Origin of the sequence: Kineococcus lubricus, assembly GCF_050871965.1 — a bacterium.
Classification (GTDB): Bacteria; Actinomycetota; Actinomycetes; order Actinomycetales; family Kineococcaceae; genus Kineococcus.
In genome coordinates this window covers 12257-36908 of record NZ_JBJLSK010000034.1, presented here as the reverse complement: position 1 = coordinate 36908, position 24652 = coordinate 12257, and the positions used below count along the sequence as shown (strand labels likewise).

At 75.5% G+C, this 24652-nt stretch carries 21 protein-coding genes and 1 pseudogene; 8 read left to right on the top strand and 14 right to left on the bottom strand.

What is annotated here, in order from left to right:
• The coding region (locus ACRYRX_RS19460) for an AAA family ATPase (protein WP_432514581.1) at positions 1–1283 on the bottom strand (1283 nt) is incomplete at its 3' end.
• 517 nt (positions 1284–1800) lie between these two features.
• On the opposite strand from ACRYRX_RS19460, the gene ACRYRX_RS19455 reads away from it, so the two are divergent.
• A complete protein-coding gene (locus ACRYRX_RS19455; RefSeq protein WP_432514578.1) occupies positions 1801–3003 on the top strand; it encodes a low temperature requirement protein A in 1203 nt (400 codons plus the stop codon).
• A gap of 32 nt (positions 3004–3035) precedes the next feature.
• Here the strand turns inward: ACRYRX_RS19455 and ACRYRX_RS19450 are convergent, their stop codons facing one another.
• The gene (locus tag ACRYRX_RS19450; RefSeq protein WP_432514575.1) at positions 3036–4673 is read right to left on the bottom strand and encodes an MFS transporter; all 1638 of its coding nucleotides are present in this window, start codon (positions 4671–4673) and stop codon (positions 3036–3038) included.
• Between the two features lie 241 nt (positions 4674–4914).
• On the opposite strand from ACRYRX_RS19450, the gene ACRYRX_RS19445 reads away from it, so the two are divergent.
• Positions 4915–5745 (top strand): MerR family transcriptional regulator, encoded by an 831-nt coding sequence (locus ACRYRX_RS19445; protein WP_432514573.1) that lies wholly within the window; start codon positions 4915–4917, stop codon positions 5743–5745.
• On the top strand, positions 5742–6122 hold the full coding sequence (locus ACRYRX_RS19440) for a VOC family protein (RefSeq protein ID WP_432514571.1): 381 nt from the start codon (positions 5742–5744) through the stop codon (positions 6120–6122). Before ACRYRX_RS19445 ends, ACRYRX_RS19440 begins: the two co-directional genes overlap by 4 nt.
• Before the next feature lie 67 nt (positions 6123–6189).
• Here ACRYRX_RS19440 and ACRYRX_RS19435 read toward each other — a convergent pair whose 3' ends face one another.
• The 7 genes from ACRYRX_RS19435 to ACRYRX_RS19405 form a co-directional block, all read right to left on the bottom strand.
• Positions 6190–6981, bottom strand: a complete 792-nt coding sequence (locus ACRYRX_RS19435) for an SDR family NAD(P)-dependent oxidoreductase (RefSeq protein ID WP_432514570.1) — start codon at positions 6979–6981, stop codon at positions 6190–6192.
• Between the two features lie 97 nt (positions 6982–7078).
• The gene (locus tag ACRYRX_RS19430) at positions 7079–8806 is read right to left on the bottom strand and encodes an amidohydrolase (RefSeq protein ID WP_432514568.1); all 1728 of its coding nucleotides are present in this window, start codon (positions 8804–8806) and stop codon (positions 7079–7081) included.
• A 104-nt stretch (positions 8807–8910) separates the two neighbouring features.
• A complete protein-coding gene (locus tag ACRYRX_RS19425; RefSeq protein ID WP_432514565.1) occupies positions 8911–9984 on the bottom strand; it encodes an ABC transporter permease in 1074 nt (357 codons plus the stop codon).
• Positions 9981–11501, bottom strand: coding sequence for a sugar ABC transporter ATP-binding protein (locus tag ACRYRX_RS19420; protein WP_432514562.1), 1521 nt, complete (start codon positions 11499–11501; stop codon positions 9981–9983). The genes ACRYRX_RS19425 and ACRYRX_RS19420 overlap by 4 nt, the downstream gene beginning before the upstream one ends.
• 1 nt (position 11502) lies before the next feature.
• Positions 11503–12510: a sugar ABC transporter substrate-binding protein gene (locus ACRYRX_RS19415; protein WP_432514559.1), complete on the bottom strand. Its 1008-nt coding sequence runs from the start codon at positions 12508–12510 to the stop codon at positions 11503–11505.
• Positions 12511–12750: 240 nt separating this feature from the next.
• A complete protein-coding gene (locus ACRYRX_RS19410) occupies positions 12751–14235 on the bottom strand; it encodes an APC family permease (RefSeq protein WP_432514556.1) in 1485 nt (494 codons plus the stop codon).
• A 32-nt stretch (positions 14236–14267) separates the two neighbouring features.
• Positions 14268–15284, bottom strand: a complete 1017-nt coding sequence (locus tag ACRYRX_RS19405) for a phosphotransferase enzyme family protein (RefSeq protein WP_432514554.1) — start codon at positions 15282–15284, stop codon at positions 14268–14270.
• A 210-nt stretch (positions 15285–15494) separates the two neighbouring features.
• Between ACRYRX_RS19405 and ACRYRX_RS19400 the strand changes: the two genes are divergently transcribed.
• Together ACRYRX_RS19400 and ACRYRX_RS19395 are read left to right on the top strand one after the other, a co-directional pair.
• Positions 15495–16124 carry a TetR/AcrR family transcriptional regulator gene (locus tag ACRYRX_RS19400; RefSeq protein WP_432514552.1) on the top strand — a complete coding sequence of 210 codons (630 nt, stop codon included), beginning with the start codon at positions 15495–15497 and terminating at the stop codon, positions 16122–16124.
• Between the two features lie 19 nt (positions 16125–16143).
• Complete coding sequence (locus tag ACRYRX_RS19395; protein ID WP_432514550.1) at positions 16144–17496, top strand: aspartate aminotransferase family protein; 1353 nt, start codon at positions 16144–16146, stop codon at positions 17494–17496.
• Between the two features lie 21 nt (positions 17497–17517).
• Here ACRYRX_RS19395 and ACRYRX_RS19390 read toward each other — a convergent pair whose 3' ends face one another.
• From ACRYRX_RS19390 to ACRYRX_RS19380, 3 genes and pseudogenes are all read right to left on the bottom strand, one after another.
• A complete protein-coding gene (locus ACRYRX_RS19390) occupies positions 17518–17697 on the bottom strand; it encodes a hypothetical protein (protein WP_432514548.1) in 180 nt (59 codons plus the stop codon).
• Positions 17698–17741: 44 nt separating this feature from the next.
• Positions 17742–18022 (bottom strand): annotated as a pseudogene (locus ACRYRX_RS19385) (family 43 glycosylhydrolase); the annotation flags it as partial.
• 471 nt (positions 18023–18493) lie between these two features.
• A complete protein-coding gene (locus tag ACRYRX_RS19380) occupies positions 18494–19705 on the bottom strand; it encodes a glycoside hydrolase family 76 protein (protein WP_432514545.1) in 1212 nt (403 codons plus the stop codon).
• A 126-nt stretch (positions 19706–19831) separates the two neighbouring features.
• Between ACRYRX_RS19380 and ACRYRX_RS19375 the strand changes: the two genes are divergently transcribed.
• Positions 19832–21112, top strand: a complete 1281-nt coding sequence (locus ACRYRX_RS19375) for a PP2C family protein-serine/threonine phosphatase (RefSeq protein WP_432514544.1) — start codon at positions 19832–19834, stop codon at positions 21110–21112.
• A 66-nt stretch (positions 21113–21178) separates the two neighbouring features.
• Positions 21179–22096 carry an NAD-dependent epimerase/dehydratase family protein gene (locus ACRYRX_RS19370; protein ID WP_432514541.1) on the top strand — a complete coding sequence of 306 codons (918 nt, stop codon included), beginning with the start codon at positions 21179–21181 and terminating at the stop codon, positions 22094–22096.
• A 16-nt stretch (positions 22097–22112) separates the two neighbouring features.
• On the opposite strand, the gene ACRYRX_RS19365 is transcribed toward ACRYRX_RS19370, so the two are convergent.
• Together ACRYRX_RS19365 and ACRYRX_RS19360 are read right to left on the bottom strand one after the other, a co-directional pair.
• Complete coding sequence (locus tag ACRYRX_RS19365; protein ID WP_432514540.1) at positions 22113–22823, bottom strand: SDR family oxidoreductase; 711 nt, start codon at positions 22821–22823, stop codon at positions 22113–22115.
• Positions 22824–22864: 41 nt separating this feature from the next.
• Positions 22865–23731, bottom strand: a complete 867-nt coding sequence (locus ACRYRX_RS19360) for an SDR family NAD(P)-dependent oxidoreductase (RefSeq protein ID WP_432514538.1) — start codon at positions 23729–23731, stop codon at positions 22865–22867.
• A gap of 44 nt (positions 23732–23775) precedes the next feature.
• Here ACRYRX_RS19360 and ACRYRX_RS19355 point away from each other — a divergent pair, with 44 nt between their 5' ends.
• On the top strand, positions 23776–24621 hold the full coding sequence (locus ACRYRX_RS19355) for a helix-turn-helix transcriptional regulator (RefSeq protein WP_432514535.1): 846 nt from the start codon (positions 23776–23778) through the stop codon (positions 24619–24621).
• Positions 24622–24652: the final 31 nt, after the last annotated feature.

Genomic DNA, 24652 nt, shown 5'->3' with positions numbered 1-24652 from the left:
GGCGACCTCGCCACCCTCGTCGACCGGATCGGCCGGGACCTCACCGGTCCTGCAGCCGGGGGGGCCGGCGCGGGGCCGCCGCCCCCGGGCGGGGGTTCCCGGGGGCGGCGGCCCCCCGCCCCCCCCCCCCCCCCCCCGCGCTGGGCCCGGGCCACCGCGGCCAGGTGCTCGGCGAGGGCGTCGTCGGGGGCGGTGGCCGCCGCGGCCAGCTGCCACGCGGCCTGCTCGGGCCGGTCGGCCAGGGCGGCGGCGAGCGCGCGGTGCGCCCGCGCCCGCTGCCCGGCCGGGGCGCTGAAGTAGGCGTGGGACTCCACCAGGGGGTGGCGGAAGACCACCCGCTCCCCGTCGATGCTGACCAGGCCGCGCCGCTCGGCCGGTTCCCACGCGGCCGTCCCGGGCTGCCCCGCCGCCCGCAGCAGCACCCGCACGTCGCTCTCCCCGCAGGCGGCCAGCAGCAGCAGCCGGCGGGTGTCGTCCGCGAGCCCGGCCAGGTCGCGGGCGAAGACGTCGGCCAGCACCTGCGGCACCGGCAGCGCCCCGCTGAGGGCGACCGGTTCCACCGCTGCGCCCGCGGCGACGCTGCGGGCCAGTTCCCGCAGGGCCAGGGGGTTGCCCGCACCGGCCCGCAGGACCGCCTCGCGGACCCGGCCGGGGAGGCGGTGCCCGCTGGCCTCCAGCAGCTCGACCGCCGCCGCGTGGTCCAGCGGGCCCACCCGCAGCTGCTCGGTGACCGGCCCCAGCTCGCGGGGGACCAGCTCCTCGCGGCAAGTGGCCACCACGGTGACCGGCCCGTCCGGCGGGCTGCTCAGCACCGGCAGCAGGACGTCGAAGGTGCTCTCGTCGAGGCGGTCGACGTCGTCGAGGGCCAGGAGCAGCGGAGCGGCTCCCGCGGCCGCCTCCAGCGCCGAGCGGACCGCCAGCCGCAGCAGCGCGGGCGCCGCGCCCGGTCCCGGCGCGGCGCCGGGGACCTCGCCCGTGCCCTCACGCAGGACCTCGTGCAGGACTCCCGCCTGCCGCTCGGGCAGGTCCGCCAGGTGCGGTGCGGGCAGCGCCTGCAGGAGTTCACGCAGGTTGGTCAGCGACGACATGCGCCCCGAGCGGTTCCCCGCGGTCCGCAGCACGTGGTGACCGCGGGTGCGGGCCCGCTCGGCGAGGGCGTCGAGCAGGGCCGTCTTGCCGACCCCGGCGTTCCCGGTCAGGAGGACCGCGCGCCCCCCGGCACCGGGCCGCTGCGTCAGCTCCGACAGCGTCCGCCACACCCCGGCCCGACCGATCAGCTCCACTGGTCCCTCGTCCCTCCGCCTCGCAGGGCGGGGGGACACGCGGTCGCGCGCAGCGGACGTGCCGAACCCCGCCGCCACCGGCGCACCATGCTGCCACGCCGCCGGTGCCGGACGGCCCGCCGTCCACCCGCCGGCCGGCCGGCGCTGCGCCGCGGGGCGGCGGCCGGCCCGAGGGTGACCCTGAGAAGGCCAGGGACAGACCGGGCCCGCGGGCGGGCCGGCGCGCGTCGGCCACCGGAGGGGGCGCCGCGATCCGTTGCGGCCGTGTGCTTCCGGTCTCCCGCGAGGTCCTCCGCGCCCGCCCGTCGCCACGGACGGCGGCTCACCGGGCCGGCCCCGGCGCCCGCCGCGGCCGGCCCGTGCCCTGCCAGACTGCGGCGGCCCCGCCGCGCACGGCCGCGACCGAGACCGGAGGCGGCACCGGGGATCCCGGAGCGCCCGAGCGCCCGGGACCGCGCAGGGGCGGACCGTGGCCGGGGCCGAGCCGAGCCCGCGGCAGGAGCGACGGAGGAGGACGATGAGCACCGGATCCCCGGCGCAGGCACCGACGGAGGAACGCCGCGGGCGCGCACCACGCGCGGGCCTGCGGCCCATGCGCCCGCGCGACCGGCGGGAACCGCACCGCGCGGCCAGCCCCCTGGAACTGTTCTTCGACCTCGTCTTCGTCGTCGCGGTGTCCTCGGCCGCGGTCGAGCTGCACCACGACCTCGGCGACGGGCACGTCACCCACGGGCTGGTCGCGTACGCCACGGTCTTCTTCGCCGTGTGGTGGGCGTGGATGAACTTCACCTGGTTCGCGTCCGCGTTCGACACCGACGACTGGCTGTACCGCGTCCTGACCCTGGTGCAGATGGCCGGCGTCCTCGTAGTAGCCGCCGGCGTCCACGACGCGTTCGCGGCCGGCGACCTGACGGTGGTGACCGCCGGGTACGTCGTGATGCGGCTGGCCCTGGTCGTCCAGTGGCTGCGGGCCTCCCGGGCCGACGCCGCCCTGCGCGCCACCACCCACCGCTACGCGCTGGGCATCGCGGTCGTGCAGGTGGCCTGGCTGGCCCGGCTGGCCCTGCCCGGGCAGGGCGGGACGCTCACCTTCGTCGTGCTGGCCCTGGCCGAGCTGGCGGTGCCGGTGTGGGCCGAGCGCGCCCGTCCCACACCGTGGCACCCGCACCACGTGGCCGAGCGCTACGGCCTGTTCGCCCTCATCCTGCTCGGCGAGTCGCTGCTGGCCTCGGCCAACGCCCTCATCGACGCGCTGCGCGCGACCGAGCACCTGGGGGAGCTGATCGTCTTCGCCGGGTGCGCGCTCGTGCTGGCCGCCGGCCTGTGGTGGGTGTACTTCTCCGGGCAGCACCACCGGCGGCTGGGCAGCCGGCGCGCCGGTCTGGTCTACGGCTACATGCACTACGTCGTCTTCGCCGCCGCCGGGGCCTTCTCCGCCGGGGTCGAGGTCCTGCTGGACCACGAGACCGGGCACGGCGGTCTGGGCGCGGTGGCGTCCGCGGCGGCGGTGACGGTGCCGGTGGCGCTGTTCCTGCTCGCGACGTGGGGCCTGGTGCTGCGGCACGACCTGGACCGCGCGAGCAACGTCCTCGTCGTGCTGTTCGGGCTCCTGGCCGGTGCCGCCGCCTTCGCCCCGCAGCCGCTGGTCGTGGCGGCGGTCGCGGTCACCGCCGTCGTCGTCACCGTCGAGCGCGCCGCGACCGCCCCGTCCCGCGGCTGAGCCGGCCGCCGCCGGCGGGGACCGGCGTCGGGTCAGGGCCGGGGGACGTGGACGAGGTGCCGGGCCGGCCCGACGCGGGTCGCCGCGGCCCGCAGCCGCTCCTGGTCCTGCTGGTCGGTGCGGGTGAGGCGTTCGCGGTGCTGGGCGAGGTGGTCGTCCCAGTCGGCCACGCTGAACTGCTCGACCAGGACGCCGGGTTCGTCGGCGCAGCGGTACAGGTCCCACGACAGGGCGCCGGTGCGCCGCCGGGAGTGCTCCACCGGGCCGGCCGCGGACAGGAACTCCGGCAGCCGTCCGGGGGCCACCTCGTAGCGGATCTGCACGAGCACCGGCCCGGCGTGCGCGTCCTGCCGGTCCGCCGGCCCCGGGGCACCGGGAGCCGCGACGTCCAGGGAGGGCCAGTGGTCCACGACCTCCCGCGCCCCGGCGGCGAGCTCGTGCAGGCGCCACCACCGCACGCTGACGGCCCCGGCCAGCAGCAGGACCCCGGCCGCGCCGAAGGCCTGGGGCAGGCCGAACCGTTGCGCCGCGACGCCCCACAGGGCCGCGCCGGCCGCCGTGGCGCTGAACAGGACGACCTGGTAGATCGACAGGGCCCGGGCCCGCACCCACGGCGGCAGCGACGCCTGCACCGCGGAGTTCAGCCCCGCGATGACCACGATCCAGGCCACCCCCACCGGCAGCAGGGTCACCAGCGCCAGCGGCAGCGAACGCCCGGTGCCCAGCACCACCATCCCGACCCCGAAGACGACCCCGGACCAGGCCAGGCGCGCGGTCGGGTCCAGCACCCGGGCCAGGCGCGGCGCGAGCAGCGCCCCGGCGACGGCGCCGACACCGGCGGCGGCCAGCAGCAGCCCGTAGCCCGCCGAGCCCAGGCCCAGCCGCTGGCGCGCCACCAGGGGCAGCAACGCCCACAGCACGTTGGCCGGGACCACGAACAGGACCAGGCGCAGCATCGCCCGGCGCACGAACGGGCTGTGGCGCACGTACCGCCCGCCGGCCTGCAGACCCTGCACGAACCGCGGGTGGGGGCCGCCGGGGTGCGCGCCGGTCCGCCCCGGCACGCTCACCAGGGCCACGACGAACACGGCGAAGGTGAGGCCGTTGAGGGCGAACAACCCGCCCACCCCGAGGCTGCCGACCAGCAGACCGGCGACGGCCGGGCCCACCGCGCGGGCCAGGTTCACCCCGATCGAGCTCAGCGAGGCCGCGGCGCCGATCTGCCCCGGCGCCACCAGGGTGGGGACCAGGGCCTGGTAGGCCGGCATCTGCACCGCCGAGCCGCACCCCAGCAGGAACGTCGTGAGCAGCAGCGCGGTGGGGGTGAGGTGGCCGCTGAACGTCAGCAGGCACAGCAGCGCGGTCAGCACCACCTGGAAGCACTGCACCGCCAGCAGCACGCGCCGACGGTCGAGGAACTCCGCCAGGACCCCGGCGGGCAGGGTGAGCAGGAACACCGGCAGGCTCGTGGCGCTCTGCACGAGGGCCACCAGGGTGGACCCGGCGTGCGCGTCGAGCAGGAACCACTGCGCACCCACCGTCTGCATCCAGGCGCCGACGTTGCTGACGAACGAGGCGATCCACAGGACGCGGAAGACCTTGCCCCGCAACGGGGCCCACGGCGACCCCGGGTCGGCGGGCCCTGCGGTGCGGGCGGCTGCGGACGTCATGTCGCTCCCTCCAGGTGGTCGGGTGCCGCCGGTCGCGGCGCCGCACGAGGGTTTCGGACCCGGCCCGCACCCCGGCGAGGGGAGCAGGGGGTTCCGCGCGGCCATCCTGCCCGAGCGCGCGGTCCGCGGACCGCGATCAGCGTGACCCTGACAGGACCTGGCGGGTCCGGCGCGAACCCCCCGCGCTCCCGGCCGCGGCGGGTGTTGACCCTCCTGCCGCAGGAGGGTCCAGGCTGGGCCCGTGACCGAGACGATGCTGGTGGGGGAGTTCTCCCGGCTCACCCACCTGACCACCAAGGCCCTGCACCACTACCACCAGCTCGGCCTGCTGGAACCGGCCTGCACCGACCCCGTCACGGGGTACCGCCGCTACCGCCCCGACCAGGTGGACCGGGCCCACCTGGTGCGGCGGCTGCGCGCCGCGCGGATGCCGCTGGCGCAGATCCGGGCCACCCTGGCCGCCACCGGCGCCGCGCGCGAGCAGCACCTGCTGGACCACCTGGACGTCCTGCGGACCGAACTGCTGCGGACGGCGGCCGCGGTCACCTCCCTGGGTGCGCTGCTGGACCGGGCCGAACCGGCCGTCCACCGCAGCGTGCTGCCCGCCCAGCGGTGCCTGGTCAGCAGCAGCGAGGTCGTCCCCGCCGACCTCGGCGACTGGTGCGCCGTCGTCTACCCGCGACTGGGCGCCGCCGCCCGCACCCTGGGCCTGCACCCGCAGGGCCCCTACGGGGCCGCGTACGACGCGACCTGGTTCAGCGGGGACGGCGGGACGGTGACCGCGTTCCTGCCCGTCGCGGACGCCCCGGCCGGGTCCGACCAGTTCGAGGAGTTGGAAGAGTTCGAAGACGTGACGCTGCGGGTCCTGCCCGGCGGGACGTACGCCGGCGCCCTGCACGAGGGGCCGTGCTCCGAGCTCGACCTGACCTACGGCCACCTCGGCCGGCACGTCCTCGGCCTGGGGACGGGCGGGCCCGGACCGGTCCGGGAGCACTACGTCGTCAGCGGGGCCGACACGGCCGACCCGCGCGCCCTGCGCACCGAGGTGTGCTGGCCGGTGACGGCCCCGTGAGCTCCACGATCGCCCAGCTCGTCGTCCACTGCCGCGACGTCCCGGGGCAGGCCCGGTTCTGGTCGCAGGTCCTGGGGCGCCCGGTCGACGACGGCGCGAACGCCGACGTCGCCGGGATCGGTGTCGCCGAGCGCGAAGCGGGCCGGCTGGCGTTCCTGTTCCTGCCCGCCCCGGCGCCGGCGGCCACCGCGAACCGCCTCCACCTCGACCTGGTCCACGACGAGCGGACCACCTGGCGCGCCGAGGTGAACCGGGTGATCGCCCTGGGGGCGGGCCTGGTCGCCGAACGGGAGGGTTTCGGGTGGCGCTGGGCCACGCTGACCGACCCCGAGGGCAACGAGTTCGACCTCGGGGTCCGCGCCGCCGTCGACCGGTGACCACCCGGTCCAGTGCCCACCCGGCGACCACCGCCGGGCGAACCGCCACCTCCCCGGCCGGCGGGTTTCAGGCCGGGAAGGACGAACGGCCGCTGTACCCGAAGTCGCTCAGCAGCGAGACGCCGTTGACGGCCCGGGAACGGGGCGAGCTGAGGAACAGCACCGCCCAGGCGACGTCCTCGGGGGTGTTCACCGGGTACGGCGCACCGGAGAGGTCGTCCACCCCCAGCCCGCGGCGGGCCATCGGGGTGTCGGTGATCGAGGGGCAGACGCTGTTCACCCGGATCCCGGTGCCCCCGGCGGGGCCGGGCGACGGGTCGGCGGACAGCTCGTGGGCCAGCACCCGGGTCAGCTGCACGAGGGCGCCCTTGGAGGCGCCGTAGGCGATCATCCCGCGGGCGGTGACGAACCCGGAGTCCGACCCGATGAACGTCACGCTGGGCGCCGTCGAACGCCGCAGGTGCGGGCACGCGTGCTGCACCGCCGAGAACGCCGCGGCGACGTTCACCTCCAGCACGTCGCGGAAACCGGCGCGGGTGACCTCGGCCACGCCGGCCCCGAACTCCCCGTCCACCCCGGCGGAGACCACGAGGTGGTCCAGGCCACCGAGCCGCCCGGCCAGCCCTCGCACCGCACCGCCCAGCGCGGCGTCGTCGCGCACGTCGGCGACCTCGGTCCGCACCGCGTCGCGGTGCGCCGACAGGTCGCCCGCCAGTGCCCGCTCGATCGAGGCGGGGCTGCGGCTGAGGACGCCGACCCGCGCGCCCTCCTGCGCGAACGCCCGCGCGCAGGCGAGGCCGATCCCGGAGGCACCGCCCACCACCAGGACCCGCGACCCACCCAACCCGAGGTCCGGCACGGACCACCTCCCAGCTCGTCGGAACTCATCGGAACTCGTCGGAACTCATCGGAACTCGTCGGAACTCAGCGGAACTCGTGAGAACCCCTGCCCGGTCTCAGGACGCCGGCGCGTCCACGACCTCGCGGTGGAGCGGCGGCGCCGGGACCGGGGCCGTCCCCGCCTCGTGCACCAGTTCCCCCCGGAACCAGGTCTGCAGCACGGTGGTGGCGTGGATCTGCTCGGCGGGGACCTCGAACAGGTTCCGGTCCAGCACGATCAGGTCGGCCGACGAGCCCGGGACCAGCCGCCCGGCGACGTCGGCCAGGCCGGTGGCGGCGGCCGCGCCGGACGTGAACGCGGTGAGGGCGTCGGTGAGTTCCAGGGCCTGCCCGGGGTTCAGCGCGCCGGGCACGGCCGGGTCGGGGTTGCGGCGGGTCACCAGCGTCTCCAGCCCGGTCCACGGGTCGGGGGTCGGCAGGGCGCACGGCCAGTCCGAACCGGCGGCCACGACGGTGCCGCCGGCGACGAGGTCCCGCAGCGGCCACATGGTGTCCAGCAGTTCGGCGGGCACCTCCGCGGCGATCGCGTCGGGGATCACCCCGGGGTACCAGATGTACGGCGAGGCGTCGGCGACGACGTCGAGGGCCGCGAAGCGGGGCAGGTCGTCGGGGTGGACCCACTCCGCGTGCGCGACGTGGAAGATCGGGCCGGGCCCGCGCTCGGCGCGCACGGCCTCCACGGCGTCCAGGACGGCGCGGGCCGAGGCGTCGCCGGTGGCGTGGAACTTCGCCCCGATCCCGAGGTCGTAGCAGTGCTCCACCTGCTCGCGCAGGTCCTGGGGCGTCCAGTACAGCTCGCCGTGCTCGGGGGTGTCGTGCTGGTGGTGGCACCGGTAGGGCGTCAGCAGCGCGGTGGTCCGGGTGGTGGGCACGCCGTCGAGGACGACCTTGACGAAGTCGGGGCGCACGAGTTCGCTGCGGTGCCGTCGCAGTTCGGCGACGAGTTCGTCGCCCACGACGCTGTCCTCCAGGAACGGGCGCACGGGGGCGGAGGTGACCACGCGCAGGCTCAGCCGGCCCTGGTCCTCCAGGGTGCGCAGCGCCTGCACGGGCGCGGGGGTGGTGGCGGCGTCCTGCACCGAGGTGATGCCGAAGGAGTTCACGACGCGCACCGCTGCCTCCAGCGAACCCAGGGTGCGGGCGGCGGGGTCGGGGACGGAGGCCGCGAACGCGGACTCGGCCAGGCTGGAGGCCATCTCGTGCAGCAGCCCGTTGAGCGCGCCGTCGGGGGTCCGCACGAGGCGGCCGCCGGCGGGGTCGGGGCTGTCGGCGTCCACGCCCATCGCGGCGAGCGCCGCCGAACTCACCCAGCGGTTGTGCATGGAGTCGTCGCGCAGCAGGACCGGGCGGCCGCCGGCGGCCTCGTCGAGGCGGGCCAGGGCCCCGGGGTCGGCGTCGATCCGCGCCAGGACGGTGCTGCCCAGGATGCCGCCCACGACCCACTCGCCCGGGCCGAGGCCGCCCGCCCAGCTCCGCACGGCCTCGAGGACCTCGTCGAGGGTGGCGGTGGGGGCCACGGGCATCTCCCAGCGCGCCTGAGCGCCGCCGAGGTTGAGGTGGATGTGGGCGTCGACGAGGCCGGGCAGCGCGAACCGGCCGGCGAGGTCCACCACCCGGGTCCGGTCGCCGGCCAGCTCGCGCAGCTCGGCGTCGTCGCCGACGGCGCTGATGCGGCCGCCGGTGACCGCGACGGCCTGGGCCCAGGGGCGGCCGGGGTCCTGGGTCCAGATCCTGCCGCCGGTCAGCAGCAGGTCGCAGGGACCGGTCGGGGTGGGGGTGCTCATGGTGTCCTCCGCAGGGTGCGCCGCCGCGGGGCGGTCGGTCGGTACGGGTCGTGGCCGGGTTCTCGTCGGGTTCCGGCCGGCTTCCAGTCGGGTTCTCGCCGGGGTCAGGGCTGCGCGGCGTCGGGTGGGCCGTCGGCGGCGCGGGCCGCGGCGGCCGCTTCGAGCCGCCGGCGCACCGCGTGGGTCCCGCGGGCCAGGGCGATGGCGGCGACGAGGGCCAGACCGCTGGCCACGCTCTGCCAGAACGTGGTGACGTCCAGCAGGGTCAGGCCGTTGCGCAGCACGCCCAGGAACAGCACGCCGATCGCCACGCCGAACATGCCGCCCTCCCCGCCGGTCAGGGCGACCCCGCCGAGCAGGACGGCGGTGAGGACCTGCAGCTCGAAACCCAGGCCGAGCTGGCCGGCGGGGGCGCTGTTGAGGCGGGCGACGGTGACGACCCCGGCGAAGGCGGCGGCCGCCCCGGACAGCACGAACACCACCAGCGGCACGCGGCGCACCGAGACGCCGGACAGGAACGCCGCCTCCCGGTTGACGCCGATGGCGTACACGTGCCGGCCCACGGGCGTGCAGGTCAGCACGACCCCCGCCACGACCAGGGCGACCACGGCCAGCCACACGGCCAGCGGCACCCCGGCCAGCGTGCCGACCCCGAGGAACCCGAAGGCGTCGCCGAAGGTGTTCACCGGCAGCGGGCTGACCAGTTGCGCCGCACCGCGCACCGCGGTCAGGGACCCGAGGGTGACGATGAACGACGACAACCCCAGGTGGGTGCTCAGGACGCCGTTGACCAGGCCCACGAGGGCCCCGAGCGCGACGGCGAGGACGACGGCCACCACGGGGTTCCCGTCCCCGCCGGCCATGACCTTGCCCGCGACGACGCCGCCGAGGGCGAGGGTGGACCCCACGCTGAGGTCGATGTAGCCGCAGATGACCAGCACGGCGCTGGGCACGGCGACGACGGCGATGACGGCGGCGTCGAGCAGGACCCCGCGCAGGTTCGGCCAGGCCAGCGCCGATCCGGTGCTGACCTGCAGGGCGACGACCATGACGACCAGCAGCACCAGCAGCGGGTTGCGGGTCAGGCCGGTCTGCGCGCGCTGCGCCCAGGTGGGTCCGGCGGGGGCTGCGGCGGGGACGGGGGGCGCGGTGGCGCCGGTGGTCGGGGCGGTGCTCATCGGCGGTCTCCTCCAGGGGGCGTGGGGGCGCCGGCCAGGGCGGTCCCGGGGTGCAGGCGGGCGGTCAGGGCGGCCGCGTCGGTGGTGGCGACGTCGACCTCGTCGACGACGCGGCCGTCGGCGACGAGCAGGCAGCGGTGGGCCAGGGCCAGGACCTCCTCGGCCTCGTTGGTGGCGAACAGGACGGTGGCGCCGCGCTCGGCCACCGCGCGCACGACGGTGTAGATCTCGGCGCGGGCGCCCACGTCGACGCCCTGGGTGGGTTCGTCCAGCAGCAGCACCCGCAGCGCCGCCCTCTCGTTGAGCGAGCGGCTGAGGAGGATCTTCTGCTGGTTGCCGCCGGAGAACCGCTCGGCGGGCTGGTGGGCCAGCCGGGGTCGCAGCGCCACCCGCGCGGCGACCTCCTCGAAGGCGCGCCGCTCGGCGCGCGGGGAGCGCCACGGCCGGCGCCCCAGGGGACCCATGACGCGGAAGACGCTGTTCTCCTGCGCACCGAGGGTGCCGAACAGGCCCTGGGTGTGGCGGTCACCGGGCACGAGGGTGATCCCGGCGGCCAGCGACCGCGCGGGCGACCCGGTCGCGACGGTGCGCCCGTCGACCTGGGTGTCCTGGGTGCCGCCGCGGTACAGGGTCTCCAGGATGCGGGTGCGCCCGGAGCCGACGAGGCCGAACAGGGCGACGACCTCCCCGGCGCGCAGGTCCAGGTCGACCGGCCCCATGCCGCGGCCCGCCAGCCCTCGGGTGCGCAGCACCACCGGGGCCTGCGCGGGGACGGCGGGGGGCGGGGTGCGGGTGACGCCCCGCCGTCCGCTGACGGCCGCGGCCAGGTCGGCGGTGCCCAGCCCGGCGGTGTCGGCGTCGAACACGCGGCGGCCGTCGCGCAGGACGCTGACCCGGTCGCTGAGGCGGATCACCTCCTCGAGCAGGTGCGTGACGTACAGGATCGTCAGGCCCTGGGCCCGCAGCCGCTCCACGAGTTCCACGAGGCGGGTCGCCTCCTGCGCGGACAGGGAGGCGGTGGGTTCGTCCAGGACGAGCAGCCGGGCGTCGCGCTGCAGGGCCTTGGCGATCTCGACCAGCTGGCGCTGCCCGACCGGCAGGTCGGCCACGAGGGTCCGTGGGGACAACCGGGAACCCAAGGTGCGCAGCGTCTCGGCGGCCACCTCCTGCTGGTGCCGGCGGGCGGTGAACACCCCGCCGGTGCGCCGCTCCTGCCCGAGGAACAGGTTGTCGGCCACCGACAGGTTCCCCACCAGGGACAGGTGCTGGTGGATGACGGCGACGCCGGCGGCGGTCGCCCGGCGGGGGGTGAGGTCGGTCAGCGTCCGCCCGTCCAGGGCGATGGTGCCGGCGGTGGGGGTGGTCGCCCCGGCCAGGCACTTGATGAGCGTGGACTTGCCGGCGCCGTTGTGCCCCAGCAGGGCGTGGACGTGGCCGGAGGCGACGTGCAGGTCGACCGCGTCCAGGGCCAGGGTGACGCCGTAGCGCTTGGTGAGCCCTTCCAGGACCAGTCCCACCTCAGCCTCCGAACTGCTCGATGAGGGCGTCGATCTGCGCGGTGTCGGTGGGGGTGACGAGGCTGACGGGCAGGTCCCGGCTCGCGTCGGTCTCACCGCGCCCCAGGGCCAGCGGGATGTCGACGACGGCCTGGGCGATGGCGACGCCGTCGACCGTGACGGTGCCGCGGAAGAAGTTCCCGGCCTTCATCCTCTGCAGGGCGAAGAGGTTCGCGTCGAGCCCGCCGACGTAGGTGCGGGGGTCGTCCTCGGGCCGGCCGGCGGTGACCAGGGCCTGGTAGGCGCCCTGGGCCGCGTCGCCGGTGGCGGCCAGGACGACGTCGATGTCGGGGTGCTGGGCCAGGGCCGCCGTGGTCACGGACAACCCCTCCGAGGGGGTGATGCCCTGCTGCTGGGCGACGATCTGCGCGCCGGGGGCCTTCTCGGCCAGGGCCTCGACGAGCCCCTTCGTGCGTTCCCGGCCGATCTGGATGACCTGGTCCTCCACGATCAGGACCTTCGCCCGGCCGCCGAGGGTTCCCTGGATCCACTGCGCGGCGTCCTCGGCCAGTTGCCGGCCGGACTGCTCGAAGCTGAACTGCAAGGTGGCGTCCTGGTGGTCCAGGTCGCCGCCGTAGGTGACCCAGTGCTTGCCGGCGGCCATGTACTGCTGGGCGAGGGAGTCCAGGCTGGCGGGATCGGCGGGGAAGGAGACGACGGCGTCGACGTCGGAACCGAGGTGGGTGGTCAGGTTCGTGACCTGCTGGGTGAGGTCGTTGTTGTCGTTGGTGAGGACGATCTCGACGCCCTTGGTCCCCGCGTAGTCGATCATGATGCCGGTGATCGCGGCGTAGATCGGCAGCGAGGTGAAGGGGTAGTCGAAGAGGATCTTCTTCACGGGGCGGGGGTTCCCCGCGCCGTCGGGGCGACTCGCGGGGGCCGCTCCGTCGGTGGTGCGGCCGCACGCGGCGGCGGTGCCCAGGGCGGTGAGCGAGGCGGTACCGAGCAGGAGGTTCCTGCGGCTGAGCATGTGTTCTCCCTGACTCTCGCGGCGGGTTCCAGGACCAGTGGTCCGGGGGAAGGGCGGAGGGGCGGTGGTTTCGCTCCCGGGGTTCCCGACGTCCTTGCGTCTCCGTGTGGAGATCGAAGATGCCACGGGTGACCCGTCTCCGGAAGGGTTTCGAACGACGGCAACGGGCTGGAAACACGGCGGAAACAGTTCTTCCCGCGCAGAACCCCGGAGAAACCGAGGAGGTGCCCGCGTCCAGGGTCAGCGGACCGGTTCGACCGGGGTCTCCCGGACGTCGTCCGCCTCGAGGTCTTGGGACAACCCGGCCCACACGCGCGGGGCCCGCCGCCGCAGCAGGGAACCCCACACCACGGCGACCAGCGCGGCGGCGGCGTACAGCCAGGGCAGCGCGGCGACGACGGGGGAGTCCGAACCGGCCATCGTCGGGAAGTTCGCGACCGCCAGGACGACGATGCCGGACAGGGCGCAGAAACCCAGCCCGGGGGCGACGGCGGTGCTCCACCAGCGCCGGTCGCCGCGGCGGCGGAAGTGCACGACGACGGCGGCGGCGGCCATCACCTGCAGGCACAGGATGCCCAGCGTGCCCGACCCGGTCATGGCCGGCACCAGCGTGGTGATGGGGTCGGTCCCCGCCACCCAGAAGGCGGCGGCCACCAGCGTCGCGAACGCGAACTGGGTGGTCGAGGCCCGTTGCGGCACACCGCGCGAGCTGACCCGGCCCAGGGTGCGCGGCAGGACGCCGACCCGTCCCAGGGAGAACAGGTACCGGCAGGCGGAGTTGTGCAGGGCCATCAGGGCGGCGAAGAGGCTGACCAGCAGGAGCAGCATCATGACGTCGGTGAGGGCGGTGCCCAGGTACTGCCGGGACAGGCTGAACACGAGGTCGCCGGTGGCGAGGTGGTCCTGGGCCGTCTGCTGGGCCCGGGCCACGCCGGTCGCGCTCACGATGGCCCAGACGGTGACGGCCGCGAAGACGCCGATGATCCCGACGGCCAGGTACGTGGCCCGGGGGACGGTGCGCACCGGGTCCCTGGCCTCCTCGCTGAACAACCCGGTGGCCTCGACGCCGATGAAGGCGTTCGCCGCGAACAGCAACCCGAGCCCGAGCCCGGGGCCGACGACGGTCGCCGGGGACCACACCTCCGGGGAGAACCCCGTCCGCAGCAGGACGCTGACGTCGAACACCACGAGGACGAGGACCTCCAGCACGAGGCTGACGCCCAGCACCCGGGCGCTGAAGGCGACCCCGCGCCGGGTCAGCGCCGCGGCCAGCAGGACGGTCACCAGGCTCCAGGCGAACCAGTGCACGGAGATGCCCGTCAGCTGCTCCACGACGGTCCCGAAGAAGAAGCCGGTCGTGCCGACGGCACCGGCGACGAACAGGTTGTAGCCCAGCAGGGCGGTGACGGCGGCCACCAGCGCCGCCCGGCGGCCCAGCCCCTTGAGCACGAACGCGTAGAAACCGCCGGCGTGGACGGTCTCGCGGGCCATCCGGGCGTACCCCACGGCGAACAGCAGCAGTGCGGCGGCGACCAGGACGAAGGAACCGGTCATGCCGCCGCCGTTGCCGAGGGCGATGCCCAGGCAGGCGATGACGATGATGCCGGTGAGCGGGGCCACGGCGGCCAGGACGAGGAAGACGATGCCGGGAACCCCCAGGGAGTTCGCGGTCAGGGTCGTGGAGGGGAGGGCTGGCGGGGGGACCTGGGACGGGGACGGGGACACGTGCTCCTCCTCGGTGACGGTGGGTACGGCGGTCAGGGCACGGGGTGGGCCTCGCCGGCGGGGCACTGCGCGCGGGCCAGGTCCAGCACCGAGGGCAGCACTTCCTCGACCAGGAAGGCGGCCGTCGCGGTCTCGCAGCGGGTGGCGGCCCAGCCGAGGTAGGTCAGCCCCCGGGCCAGCAGCAGGACCTCGAACAGGTCGAGGTCCTGCGCGGTCAGCGGGCGCGATGCGGTGTAGCCGGCGAGCAGCGCGGCGCGGAACTCCCCGGCGCGCGGGTGGGGCAGGTAGAAGAACAGGACGGTGGCGAGGTCGAACAGGTACCAGCCCTCACCGCAGTCGTCGAAGTCGATGAGGACGAGGTCCTCGCCGGTGCGCAGGAGGTTCTCGGGGGTCAGGTCGGCGTGGATGAACCCGTAGCGGCTGGGTCCGGGGTCGTGCCGGGCCAGGGTCGCGGTGACGTGCCCGGCGGCGCGGTCGATGAGGTCCACGTCGCCGGACCTCAGGCCGGGAAGGGTTCGGGGATCGCCCCACAGGCTGTTCTTCCCGACCAGACCTTCTGCGTCCCAGGCGGTCCGGTGTCCGGCCGGGGGGTGCTCACGACGTTCGGCGACGTCGTGCAACCGGGCGGCCAGCGCGCCGATGCGGGCGAAGGTGGACGGCTCCAGCGCGCTGGTGCCGCGCACCGCCTCCTCGACCGAGTCGAGGTTCCCGCCCGAGTCGACCCAGTGCTGCAGGTCGACCAGCACCTTGACCCCGTCGTGGCGGACCGCGGCGTGCAGCTGCCCGTCCGCGGTGCTCACGACGCGGGGGACCGGCAGGCCCTCCCGGGCGAGGTGGTGCACGAGGGCGACCTCGGTCGCCACCTCGGTCACCGACCGGTACCCGGGACGGTGCAGGCGGAGGGCGAAGCTCCCCTGGCCGGTGTCGACCCGGAAGACGCAGTTCTCCCGGAGCTTCACGAACGTCAGGGGCGCGTCGGCCGGCAGGCCGTAGGCGATGAGGGCCTGCCGGGCCAGCGGGATCGAGTTGTTCTCGTCGAGCACTGCCATGGGGTCCTCCGCGGATCGAGGTGGTGCGGGACGTCGCCGTGGGCACCGTCCGGGGGCCGGGACGTCCTCCGCGCCGGAGGGCGCGGACGCCGGTCACCGGTCGGCGCTCCGTCGCGCCGGGTCCGATGCTGACAGCATCTTGACGCCTCGTCCAGAGTTTGAACAGTGTGTACAGTGTTTTCGTCCGCACCCCGTCCGAAGGAGGGCGACATGGCCCCGGCCGCCGAGGCCCCGTCCCTGCGCGAGCGCAACCGGTCCCGCACCCGTCACGACGTCCTCGACGCCGCCAGCCGGCTCCTGGACGAGACCGGAGCCGTCGACCAGGACGGCGTGTTCACCCTCGAACTCGTCGGGCAGCGCGCCGGGGTCTCCCGCGGGACGCTGTACACCCACTTCCCCGGCGGCCGGGACGAGATCGTCCGCTCGGCCTACCAGCGCCTGTCGGCCTGGGTGCTGGACCGCGCGCTGGAACTGCGCGAACCGGCCACCACCACCACCGACCGCATCCGCGCCCTCGCCCAGGCGCTGCTGGACGTCCTGGGCCAGCCGGGAGGACGCTTCTACTGCACCACCGGGCAGGAGGTCGCCGGCCTGCTCGTCGGGACGACCGGCCGCACCTCCACCGTCGTCGGCCACCTCATCGAGGACGACCTGCGGACCGCCCAGGAGGCCGGGGCGCTGCCCGCCGGCGTCGACGTCGCCGTCCTGGCCACGCTGCTGGGCGGAGCCATCCGTGCCGCCGGCGACGCCGCCGCCCGCGACGGCGTCCCGGCCCGGGCGCTGCTCGACGGCCTCGCCACCCTCACCTCGAGCCTGCTGGCCGAACCGGCCGCCGGCTGACCCCACGGAAGGGAACCCCGTGTCGGCATCGACCACCCCGGCCGCCGTCCAGAGCGACCCCCGCACGCGCGACCTGCTGCAACGGCGCCACCGCACGCTCGGACGGCACTCACCGCTGTTCTACTCCGAACCCCTCGAACTGGTCCGCGGCCGCGGGGTGCGCGTGGAGGACTCCGCCGGACGCAGCTACCTCGACGCCTACAACAACGTCCCGCACGTCGGGCACGCCCACCCCGAGGTGGCCCGGGCCGTCCACGAGCAGATGCAGCGCCTGGCGCTGCACACCCGGTACCTCAACGAGAACGTCCTCGACTACGCCGAGCAGCTCCTGGCGACCTTCGAGCCGGGCCTGGACCGGGTCGCCTTCAGCAACTCCGGCTCCGAGGCCAACGAGCTGGCCCTGCGGGTCGCCCGCCAGCACACCGGCGCCCGGGGCGTCCTGGTCTCGGACTGGAGCTACCACGGCACCACGTCGGCCCTGGCGGAGGTGACCACGGCGCTGGCCGCGGGGGAACCGTTCGCCGACCACGCCCGCCGCCTGCGCGTCCCGGACGCCACCGGCCTGGACGCCGCGGCCACCGCCGAGCTCCTCGCCGCTGCCCTGCGGGAGGTGGACCAGGCCGTCGAGTCCCTGGACCGCGCCGGGCACGGGGTCGCGCTGGTGCTCATCGACCCGCTGTTCACCACCGAGGGGCTCGTGCGGGTCCCCGACGGCTACGTCGACGGGCTGGCCCGGCGGGTCCGCGCCGCCGGGGGCCTCGTGGTCTCCGACGAGGTGCAGGCCGGGTTCGGCCGCACCGGGACGTCGATGTGGGGGTACCAGGAGCACGGGATCGTCCCGGACCTGGTGACCCTGGGCAAACCCATGGGCAACGGCCACCCCCTGGGGGGCACCGTCCTGCGCGCGGACCTCCTGGAGGAGTTCGGGGCCCGCAACGAGTACTTCAACACCTTCGGCGGGAACCCCGTGTCCGCCGCCGCGGGCCGGGCCGTCCTGGAGGTCATGCGGGCCGAGCGGTTGCGCGAGCGGGCCGTCGCGCTCGCCCCGGTCCTGAGCGCGGGGCTGCACGACGTCGCCGCGACCAGCCCCGGCATCGTCGCCGTCCGCGGCCAAGGCCTGTTCCAGGGCCTCGAGTTCGTCGACCCCGCCACCGGCGGACCCGACGGTGGGGCCGCCCGCGCCGTGGTCGAGGGCGTGCGGCGGGCCGGGGTCCTCATCAGCCGCATCGGCCGGCACGGGAACGTGCTGAAGATCCGGCCTCCGCTGGCGATCGAGGAGGCCGACGTGCGCACGCTGCTGGACCGCCTCGCCGACGTCGTCGCCGAGGTCGGGACCGGCTCCCGGGAACCGGCCGGTCAGCGCCCCTCGTGACCCCGGCGGGGCGGGTGGTCCTCAGCCGCTGAGGTACCGCCCGCAGTGAACCCGCGCGCCCGCGCCGTCGGCGCGCAGCCCCACGAGCCGGCCGGTGAAACCACCCGCCACCTCGGTCGACGGGTGGCTCTCGATGGTGAGCGCGACCGGCCCGGTGCCGGTGCGCGCCGAGGTCCCCGTCGCGCTGGTCAGGTCGCCCACGACCGCGTGGGCGGCACGCCGTCGGCGCCGACGGCGCAGGCGTGCCGCGGGTCGAGGTGGACGGCCGCCCCCTCCCCGGTGGGCGTCCGCACCAGGTCGGCGTGCCCGGTGTTCTGCACCGGTGCGGAGTGCTGCGGTGGCTGAGCACCGGGTTGGCGGGGCTCCCCTCGAAGAGGCCGGTGGCCCGGCGCGAACGGGCCACCGGGACGCAGTGCCCGCGTTCGGTGCCGCCCTCGGCGATCACGAGGTACCACCAGTCACCGCGCCGCACCGGGTGCGGCGCCTCGGGGAACGCCAGGCCCGTGCCGGACCACGGCCGTCGCGGCGTCCCCGGCAGGGCACCGGCCCGCGGGTGGTGGCGGGTGGCGGATGCGTGGATGCCGAGGCTGGTGCCGCGCCCGGGGGTGAACTGACTGGACCGGTCCAGGGTGTTGCCGATCTGCCCCCGTCGAAGGCGTGCCGGGTGAGCCGAGTTCCCGCGCCGGCGCCCGTGGGGACACCGCGATCCGGTGCCCGCTGCGATGACCTCGGGACGCTGCCGTTCCGGTCCTCGCCCGCGTCTGGGTGGGGCGGTGATCCGGTGCAGCAGCCAGTCGGCCGCCCTGACCCGCTCGACCGCTCCCCGGGCGGGCGCTGCGGGTACGCCGTCGCCCCGGCCGGGCGCACCCCGCCCCGTCCGCAGCCGCAGTGCGCCGCCGCACGACACCGGCTCGCGCAGGCAACCCGCCGCGAGCGCCGGCACCGGCTGCTGCGGCGGGGCAGCCGACGCCGTGCCCGGCGGAGGGAGTGGACGGCGTCAGTACAGCAGTGCGTGGTCCTTCCGCTTCCACGCCAGCACCGCGAACACCTGCACCATCGCGGCCTGCTGCAGCAGCATCGTGGTGGCCCCGCCGGTCTCGCCGTCGGGGAAGACGAACAGGCCGCTGTCCTGCTCGCGGCGGGTGGTCCACATCCGTTCCGCGTAGGCCGCCATGGCGTCGCGGTAGGTGCGCCCACCGGTGACCGACTCCAGCAGCAGCAGGTTCTTGAACCAGATCGAGTTGAAGAACGGCGGGTGGGCGTCGAGGCGGCCGCCGTCGACGAACCAGGCCAGCGACGCCTCGGCGATGCGGCAGGCCTCGGCCAGGTGCTTCCGCTCACCGGTCACCTGGTGCAGCAGCACGTGGACACCGACCGGTACGCCCTGGTTGTAGGACCAGATCGTCTCGTCGACGACGCCTTCGAGGTTCAGGTGGTCCCAGTAGAGGCCGTCGCCGCGGCGCAGGTGCCGGTTCGTCCACGCCAGGTACCGCAGCGCGCGGTCGACGTAGCGGTGGTCGTGGGTGATCTGGAACAGCCGGAGGTCGAGCTGGGCCGCGGGCATGTTCGAGACGGTGTTCCGGTCCGAGCTCCAGGGCGCCTGGGTCCAGAACACGCCCCCGGGTGCGGCGTGCGAGTCGTCGGTGTCCCAGCCGGAGTCGACGAGGTCGGAGATCCTGCGCGCTTCCCGCAGGGCCGACCGGTCACCGGTCATGAGGTGCTGCTGGACGTCGAGCAGGCCCACCCAGAGGTTGTCGTCGTAGAACAGGTCGCCGCCACCGGCGTACGGCGGCAGCGGTGCCGAGGCGAAACCGGGCAGTCCGGTGGAACTCGCGTCGGTCCAGTACAGCTGTTGCGCCGCAGCGAGTTCCTGCCGGTCCTGGCGGTAGCGGCGACCGGTCCCGGGGATCCCGGTGAGGTCGAGGGCGGCGACGTGGGCCTGCGAGAAGGGCCACTCGTAGGAGTAGGTGGGGTCGTCCTCGCCGACGGGGACCTGCTCGCGCAGCAGGCCGGAGCCGTCGTCGTGGGCGAAGTGGTCCAGCAGGGACCGCCAGGCGTCGGCGGCGCGGCTGACCCACGGGGAACCGCCCGCGGACGTGCCCGTCGACGTGGTGGAGGTCTCCGCGGCCTGCGCGGCCGGGGCGGTGAGCAGTCCGGCGGCCGCGGAGGCGGACAGGCCGGTGAGGATGGAGCGTCGGTTGGGTCGCACGGTGTCTCCCTGACGACGGTGTCGGTTCCTGAGAACGTTTGCAGGTGCCTCGTCCCCGGTCAACCCCCGACAGGACCGGCTCGCTCCGGTCGACGGTCCGCCGCGCTGTGGCTACCGTCGTCGAGAGTGAGCGCGAGTGATGCCGAGCAGACGTTGACCATGGTGCGCACCCTGCTCGACCGTTCCCACCTGGCCACCACCGGTCAGGTCCCGGACGCGATCATGCAGGCGGCGGGCACGGTGGGCTGGACGGCCGCGCTGTACCTGGTGGACCACGAGCAGCGGCTCCTGCTGCCCGCCGCGGTGACCGGCAGCGGGCCCCGGCGCCCCCTGGCCATCGACACCACCCTGGCCGGGCGGTGCTTCCGCAGCACCGAACCGGTCCCGTTCGCCGGCGGGGTGCCCGGGGTGTGGGTCCCGGTCGTCGACGGCGCCGACCGCCTCGGGGTCCTGGAGATCGGCACGCCCGGGGGTGCCGACCTGGACGACCCGCTGGTCCAGGAGCGGTGCCGGATGCTCAGCCACCTCGGCGGGCACATGATCGCCGCCAAGAGCCCCTACGGCGACGGCCTGGACGCCATGCGCAGGCTGCGGCCACGCACGCTGCCCTCCGAACTGCTGCACCAGTCGCTGCCCCCGCTGACCTTCGCGTGCGAGGGGCTGGTGATCTCCTGCCTGCTGCTGCCCGCCTACGACGTGGCCGCGGACGCCTTCGACTACGGCGTCACCGACGACACCGTCCACCTCGCGGTGCTGGACGCCACCGGTCACGACCTGCAGGGGACGATCCTGGCGACCCTGGCGCTGGCGGCCTACCGCAACAACCGCCGCAACGGCCACGGGCTGGCCGAGGGCGTCAGCGCCGTCGACCGCACCGTCGCCGGGCACGGCGGCGGCGAACGGTTCGTCACCGGTGTCCTCGGCAAGCTGGACATGACCACCGGCCGGTTGCGCTACCTCAACGCCGGCCACCCCCCGCCGCTGCTCCTGCGCCGGGGCCGCGTGGTGAAGGAGCTCGACGGCGGGCACCGGATCATGTTCGGCCTCGGGCAGGGACCGGCCGCCTTCGCCGAGGAGTGGCTGCAGCCGGGGGACCGCCTCGTCCTCTACACCGACGGGGTCGTGGAGGCCCGGGACCTGGACGGGGAGTTCTTCGGGCAGGAACGCCTGGAGGAGCTGCTGCACAAGGCGGCAGCCGCCGGCCTCCCCGCCCCCGAGACCTTGCGGCGCATCGCCCACGACGTCCTGGACCGGCAGGGCGGGGTGCTCCAGGACGACGCCACCCTGCTGATCGCCGAGTGGGCCACGACGCGGGAGCGGAACTTCACCGCGGTCGGCGGGGTGCCCGCGCACGAGCTGACGCCGCACGGCGGGGGATCCGGGGACGACCAGTCGCTGCGGCGGTGAACCCCCACCGGTCCCCGCCCGGCGGCTCGTCGCGCCGGGGGAGGCCGGAGGTGGTTCGCTGCCCGGATGCGCATCTTCTTCACCGGCGGCAGCGGCAAGGCCGGTCACCACGTCGCGCCGTACCTGGCATCCCAGGGGCACCAGGTCACCAACGCCGACCTCACCCCGCTGGGCCACCCCGACGTCACCGACCTGCGGGTGGACCTGACCGACGCCGGCCAGGTCTACTCCGCCCTGGCCGGGATGCCCACCACGGCCGACCTCGACGACCCGCACCCCGCCGCGGGCGGCGGGTCGGCCTACGACGCCGTCGTCCACTTCGCCGCGGTCCCCCGGATCCTCCTGGTCCCCGACGCCGCGACCTTCCAGGCCAACGTGGTGGCCCACTACAACGTCCTGGAGGCCGCGACCCGGCTCGGCGTCCGCAAGGTCGTCTTCGCGTCCTCGGAGACGGCCTACGGGATCTGCTTCGCCCGCGGCGAGCGCAAACCCTCGTACGTGCCCGTCGACGAGGACCACCCCGTCGTGCCGGAGGACTCGTACGCCATGTCGAAGGTGGCCGGGGAGGTGGTCGCGCGCTCCTTCCACGCCCGCACCGGCGCGGACGTGTACGGCCTGCGGATCAACAACGTCGTCGAACCCGACGAGTACGCCGAGAAGTTCCCGGCGTTCCTGGCCGACCCGTCGCTGCGGCGGCGGAACCTGTTCGGCTACATCGACGTCCGCGACCTGGGGCAGCTGACCCTGCGCGCCCTGCAGACCGACGGGCTCGGGTTCCAGGTCTTCAACGTCGCCAACGCCGACACCTCGGTCGCCGCGACCACCCGGGAACTCCTCGACACGTTCTACGACGGGGTCGAGGTGCGCCGGGAACCGGGCCGGCACGAAACCCTCTACAGCATCGACAAGGCCCGTGAGCTGCTCGGCTACGACCCGCAGCACTCCTGGCGCGACGTGCTGGACGACCCCCGCGCCGGGGAGTGACCGCCCGCGCGGTCCGTCAGTCGCCGCGCGGCGCGAGGTCGATGCGGCTGATGCAGGCGTGGGCGGGAGCCGCCGCGGCGTAGTGGACGGCCTCGGCGACGTCCTGCGCCTGCAGCAGCGATCCGGGGTCCTCGCGGCCGCGGTCGCTGAGCAGGGACGCCCCGGCGGCGACCATGCCCGGGTTGACGATCGAGACGGCCACGCCCCGGGGGCCGAGCTCGGCCCGCACGGCCTCGGACAACCCCAGCAGGCCGTGCTTGCTGGCCACGTACGCCGCGTTGTGGGCGAAGGACCGGTGCGCCGCGGTCGACCCGAGGAGCACCAGCGAGCTCGGGGCGTGCTCCAGCAGCAGCGGTGCCGCGAGGCGGACGACCCCGGCCGCGGCGGTGAGGTTGACGTCGAACACCTCCTGCCAGGTGTCGGGGTCGGCGCGGTCGCAGTCGGCCCAGTCGAAGACGCCCGCGGCGTAGACCAGGGCGGTCAGCGGTCCGCCCTCGGGCCGAAGGGCACGCTCGACGTCCGCGCGCCGGGTGACGTCGACCTGCCGGACGAGGCAGCCGGGCACCCGGGCGGCGAGGTCGTCGGGGTCGCGGCCCCACGCCTCCACCGCCCAGCCCCCGCGGCGCAGGCGGTGGGCGATCGCCGTGCCGATGAGGCTGGACGCACCGACCACGACGGCGCGACCACGAGGGGCTCGACCTCCCCCGTCGGGGGCTGGCACGGTCACGACGCCACGCTACGCCGCTGCGACCGGCCGGTGCCGGTGCTTCAGGCGGTGCGGGCCGCGGTGATGCCCCCGTCGACGGCGATCTCGGCGCCGTGGACGTACCCGGCCCCCGGCGAGAGCAGCCACGCCACCGCCTCGGCGACCTCCTCGGGCGTCCCGGGGCGCCCGGCGGGTGTGGGGGCGGTCATGCGGGCCACGACGTCGCCGGCGGAGGCGTTGACGGGGGTGCGGGTGGCGCCGGGGGAGACGGTGTTGACCCGGACGCCGCGGGGCCCGAACTCCGCGGCCCAGCTGCGGGCGAGCTGGATCCCGGCGGCCTTGGTCGCGGAGTACAGCCCGACGAAGGGGTGCCCGACGTGGGCCATCCAGGAACCCAGGACGACGATCGCGCCGTGGCCGCGTCCGGCCATGGCCGGGGCGAGGGCGGCGGTCAGGACGTGCGGGGCGCGGACGTTCACCGCGAGGGTGGCGTCCAGGTCGGCGTCGCCGAGGGTCGTGGTGTCGACGGCGGGGCACAGCGCGGCGTTGTGGACCACCGCGTCCAGCCGCCCGCCGGCGGCGTCGGTGGCGGCGCGGGCGAACTCCCGCAACGCCTCCGGTGGGCCGGTGAGGTCGGAGGCGACGAAGACGGCCCGCCCCCCTGCGCTCTCGACGTCGGCCACGACGGCGGCGCCGCGGCCCTCGTCCCGGCCGGTGACCACGACGTGCCAGCCCCGGGCGGCCAGGGTGCGGGCGGTGGCGGCGCCGATGCCGCTGGTCGAGCCGGTGACCAGGACGGTGCGGGTCGGCCCGGCGGGCGCGTCGGCCGGATCCACGAGGGGGTTCACGAGGGGGTTCGGGGAGGAGGTCATGGCGACCACCCCACCGGGCCCGCCGGGCCGGCGCCAGGGCACCTCCTGCCTGGTCACGCCGTGACCAGGCTCGCGACGGGGCCCCCTCCTACGCTGGGCCGGTGCCTGCCGACCGTGCCGCCCTCGGAGCGTTCCTGCGGTCCCGGCGGGACCGCCTGACCCCGGCCCGGGCCGGGATCGACCCCTTCCCCGGGCCGCGGCGGGTGCCGGGGCTGCGCAAGGAGGAACTGGCGGTGCTGGCGGGGCTCAGCCCGGACCACTACAGCCGCCTGGAGCAGGGCCGTCAGCACACCGTCACCGACGAGGTGGTGCAGGCGCTGTCGCGGGCGTTGCAGCTCGACGAGGTCGAACGCGCCCACCTGCGCGACCTGGCCGCTCCGTCGTCCCGCCGGCGGTGGGCCGCCCCGGAGGTCCCGCAGCGGCCGGACCCCGGGATGCTGCGGCTGATGGGAGTGCTGGACCACGTGCCGGTGCTGCTGCTCGGCCGGCGCTCTGAAGTGCTGGCGCGCAACGGGTTGCTGGGCGAGGTGCTGGGGACGGCGGTGGAACCGGGGTCGTCGTTCGCGCGGTGGCTGTTCCTGGACCCGCGGGCGCGGACGCGGATCGTGAACTGGGCCGACTTCGCCGCGGCCGCGGTGGGGGCGTTGCGCTACGAGGTGGGCCGCCACCCCGACGACCGGCGGCTGGACGCCCTGGTCGGGGAGCTGCGCCGGCGGGACCCCGATGTCGCGCGGTGGTGGGCCGATCAGCGGGTGACCTTCCGCACCTCGGTGGACAAGCGGATCGCCCACCCGAGGGCCGGGTTCCTCGAGTTCGGCATCGAGTCCGTCGTGGGCCCGCACGACCCCGAGCAGCGCCTGGTCGTCTACACCGTCGAACCGGGCTCCGCCACGGCGCGGGTGCTGCCGCTGCTGGCCAGCTGGGCGGCGGCGCCGCAGGACGCGTGAGCGGTCGGGGGCGCGGTCCTGCGCCGCGCCC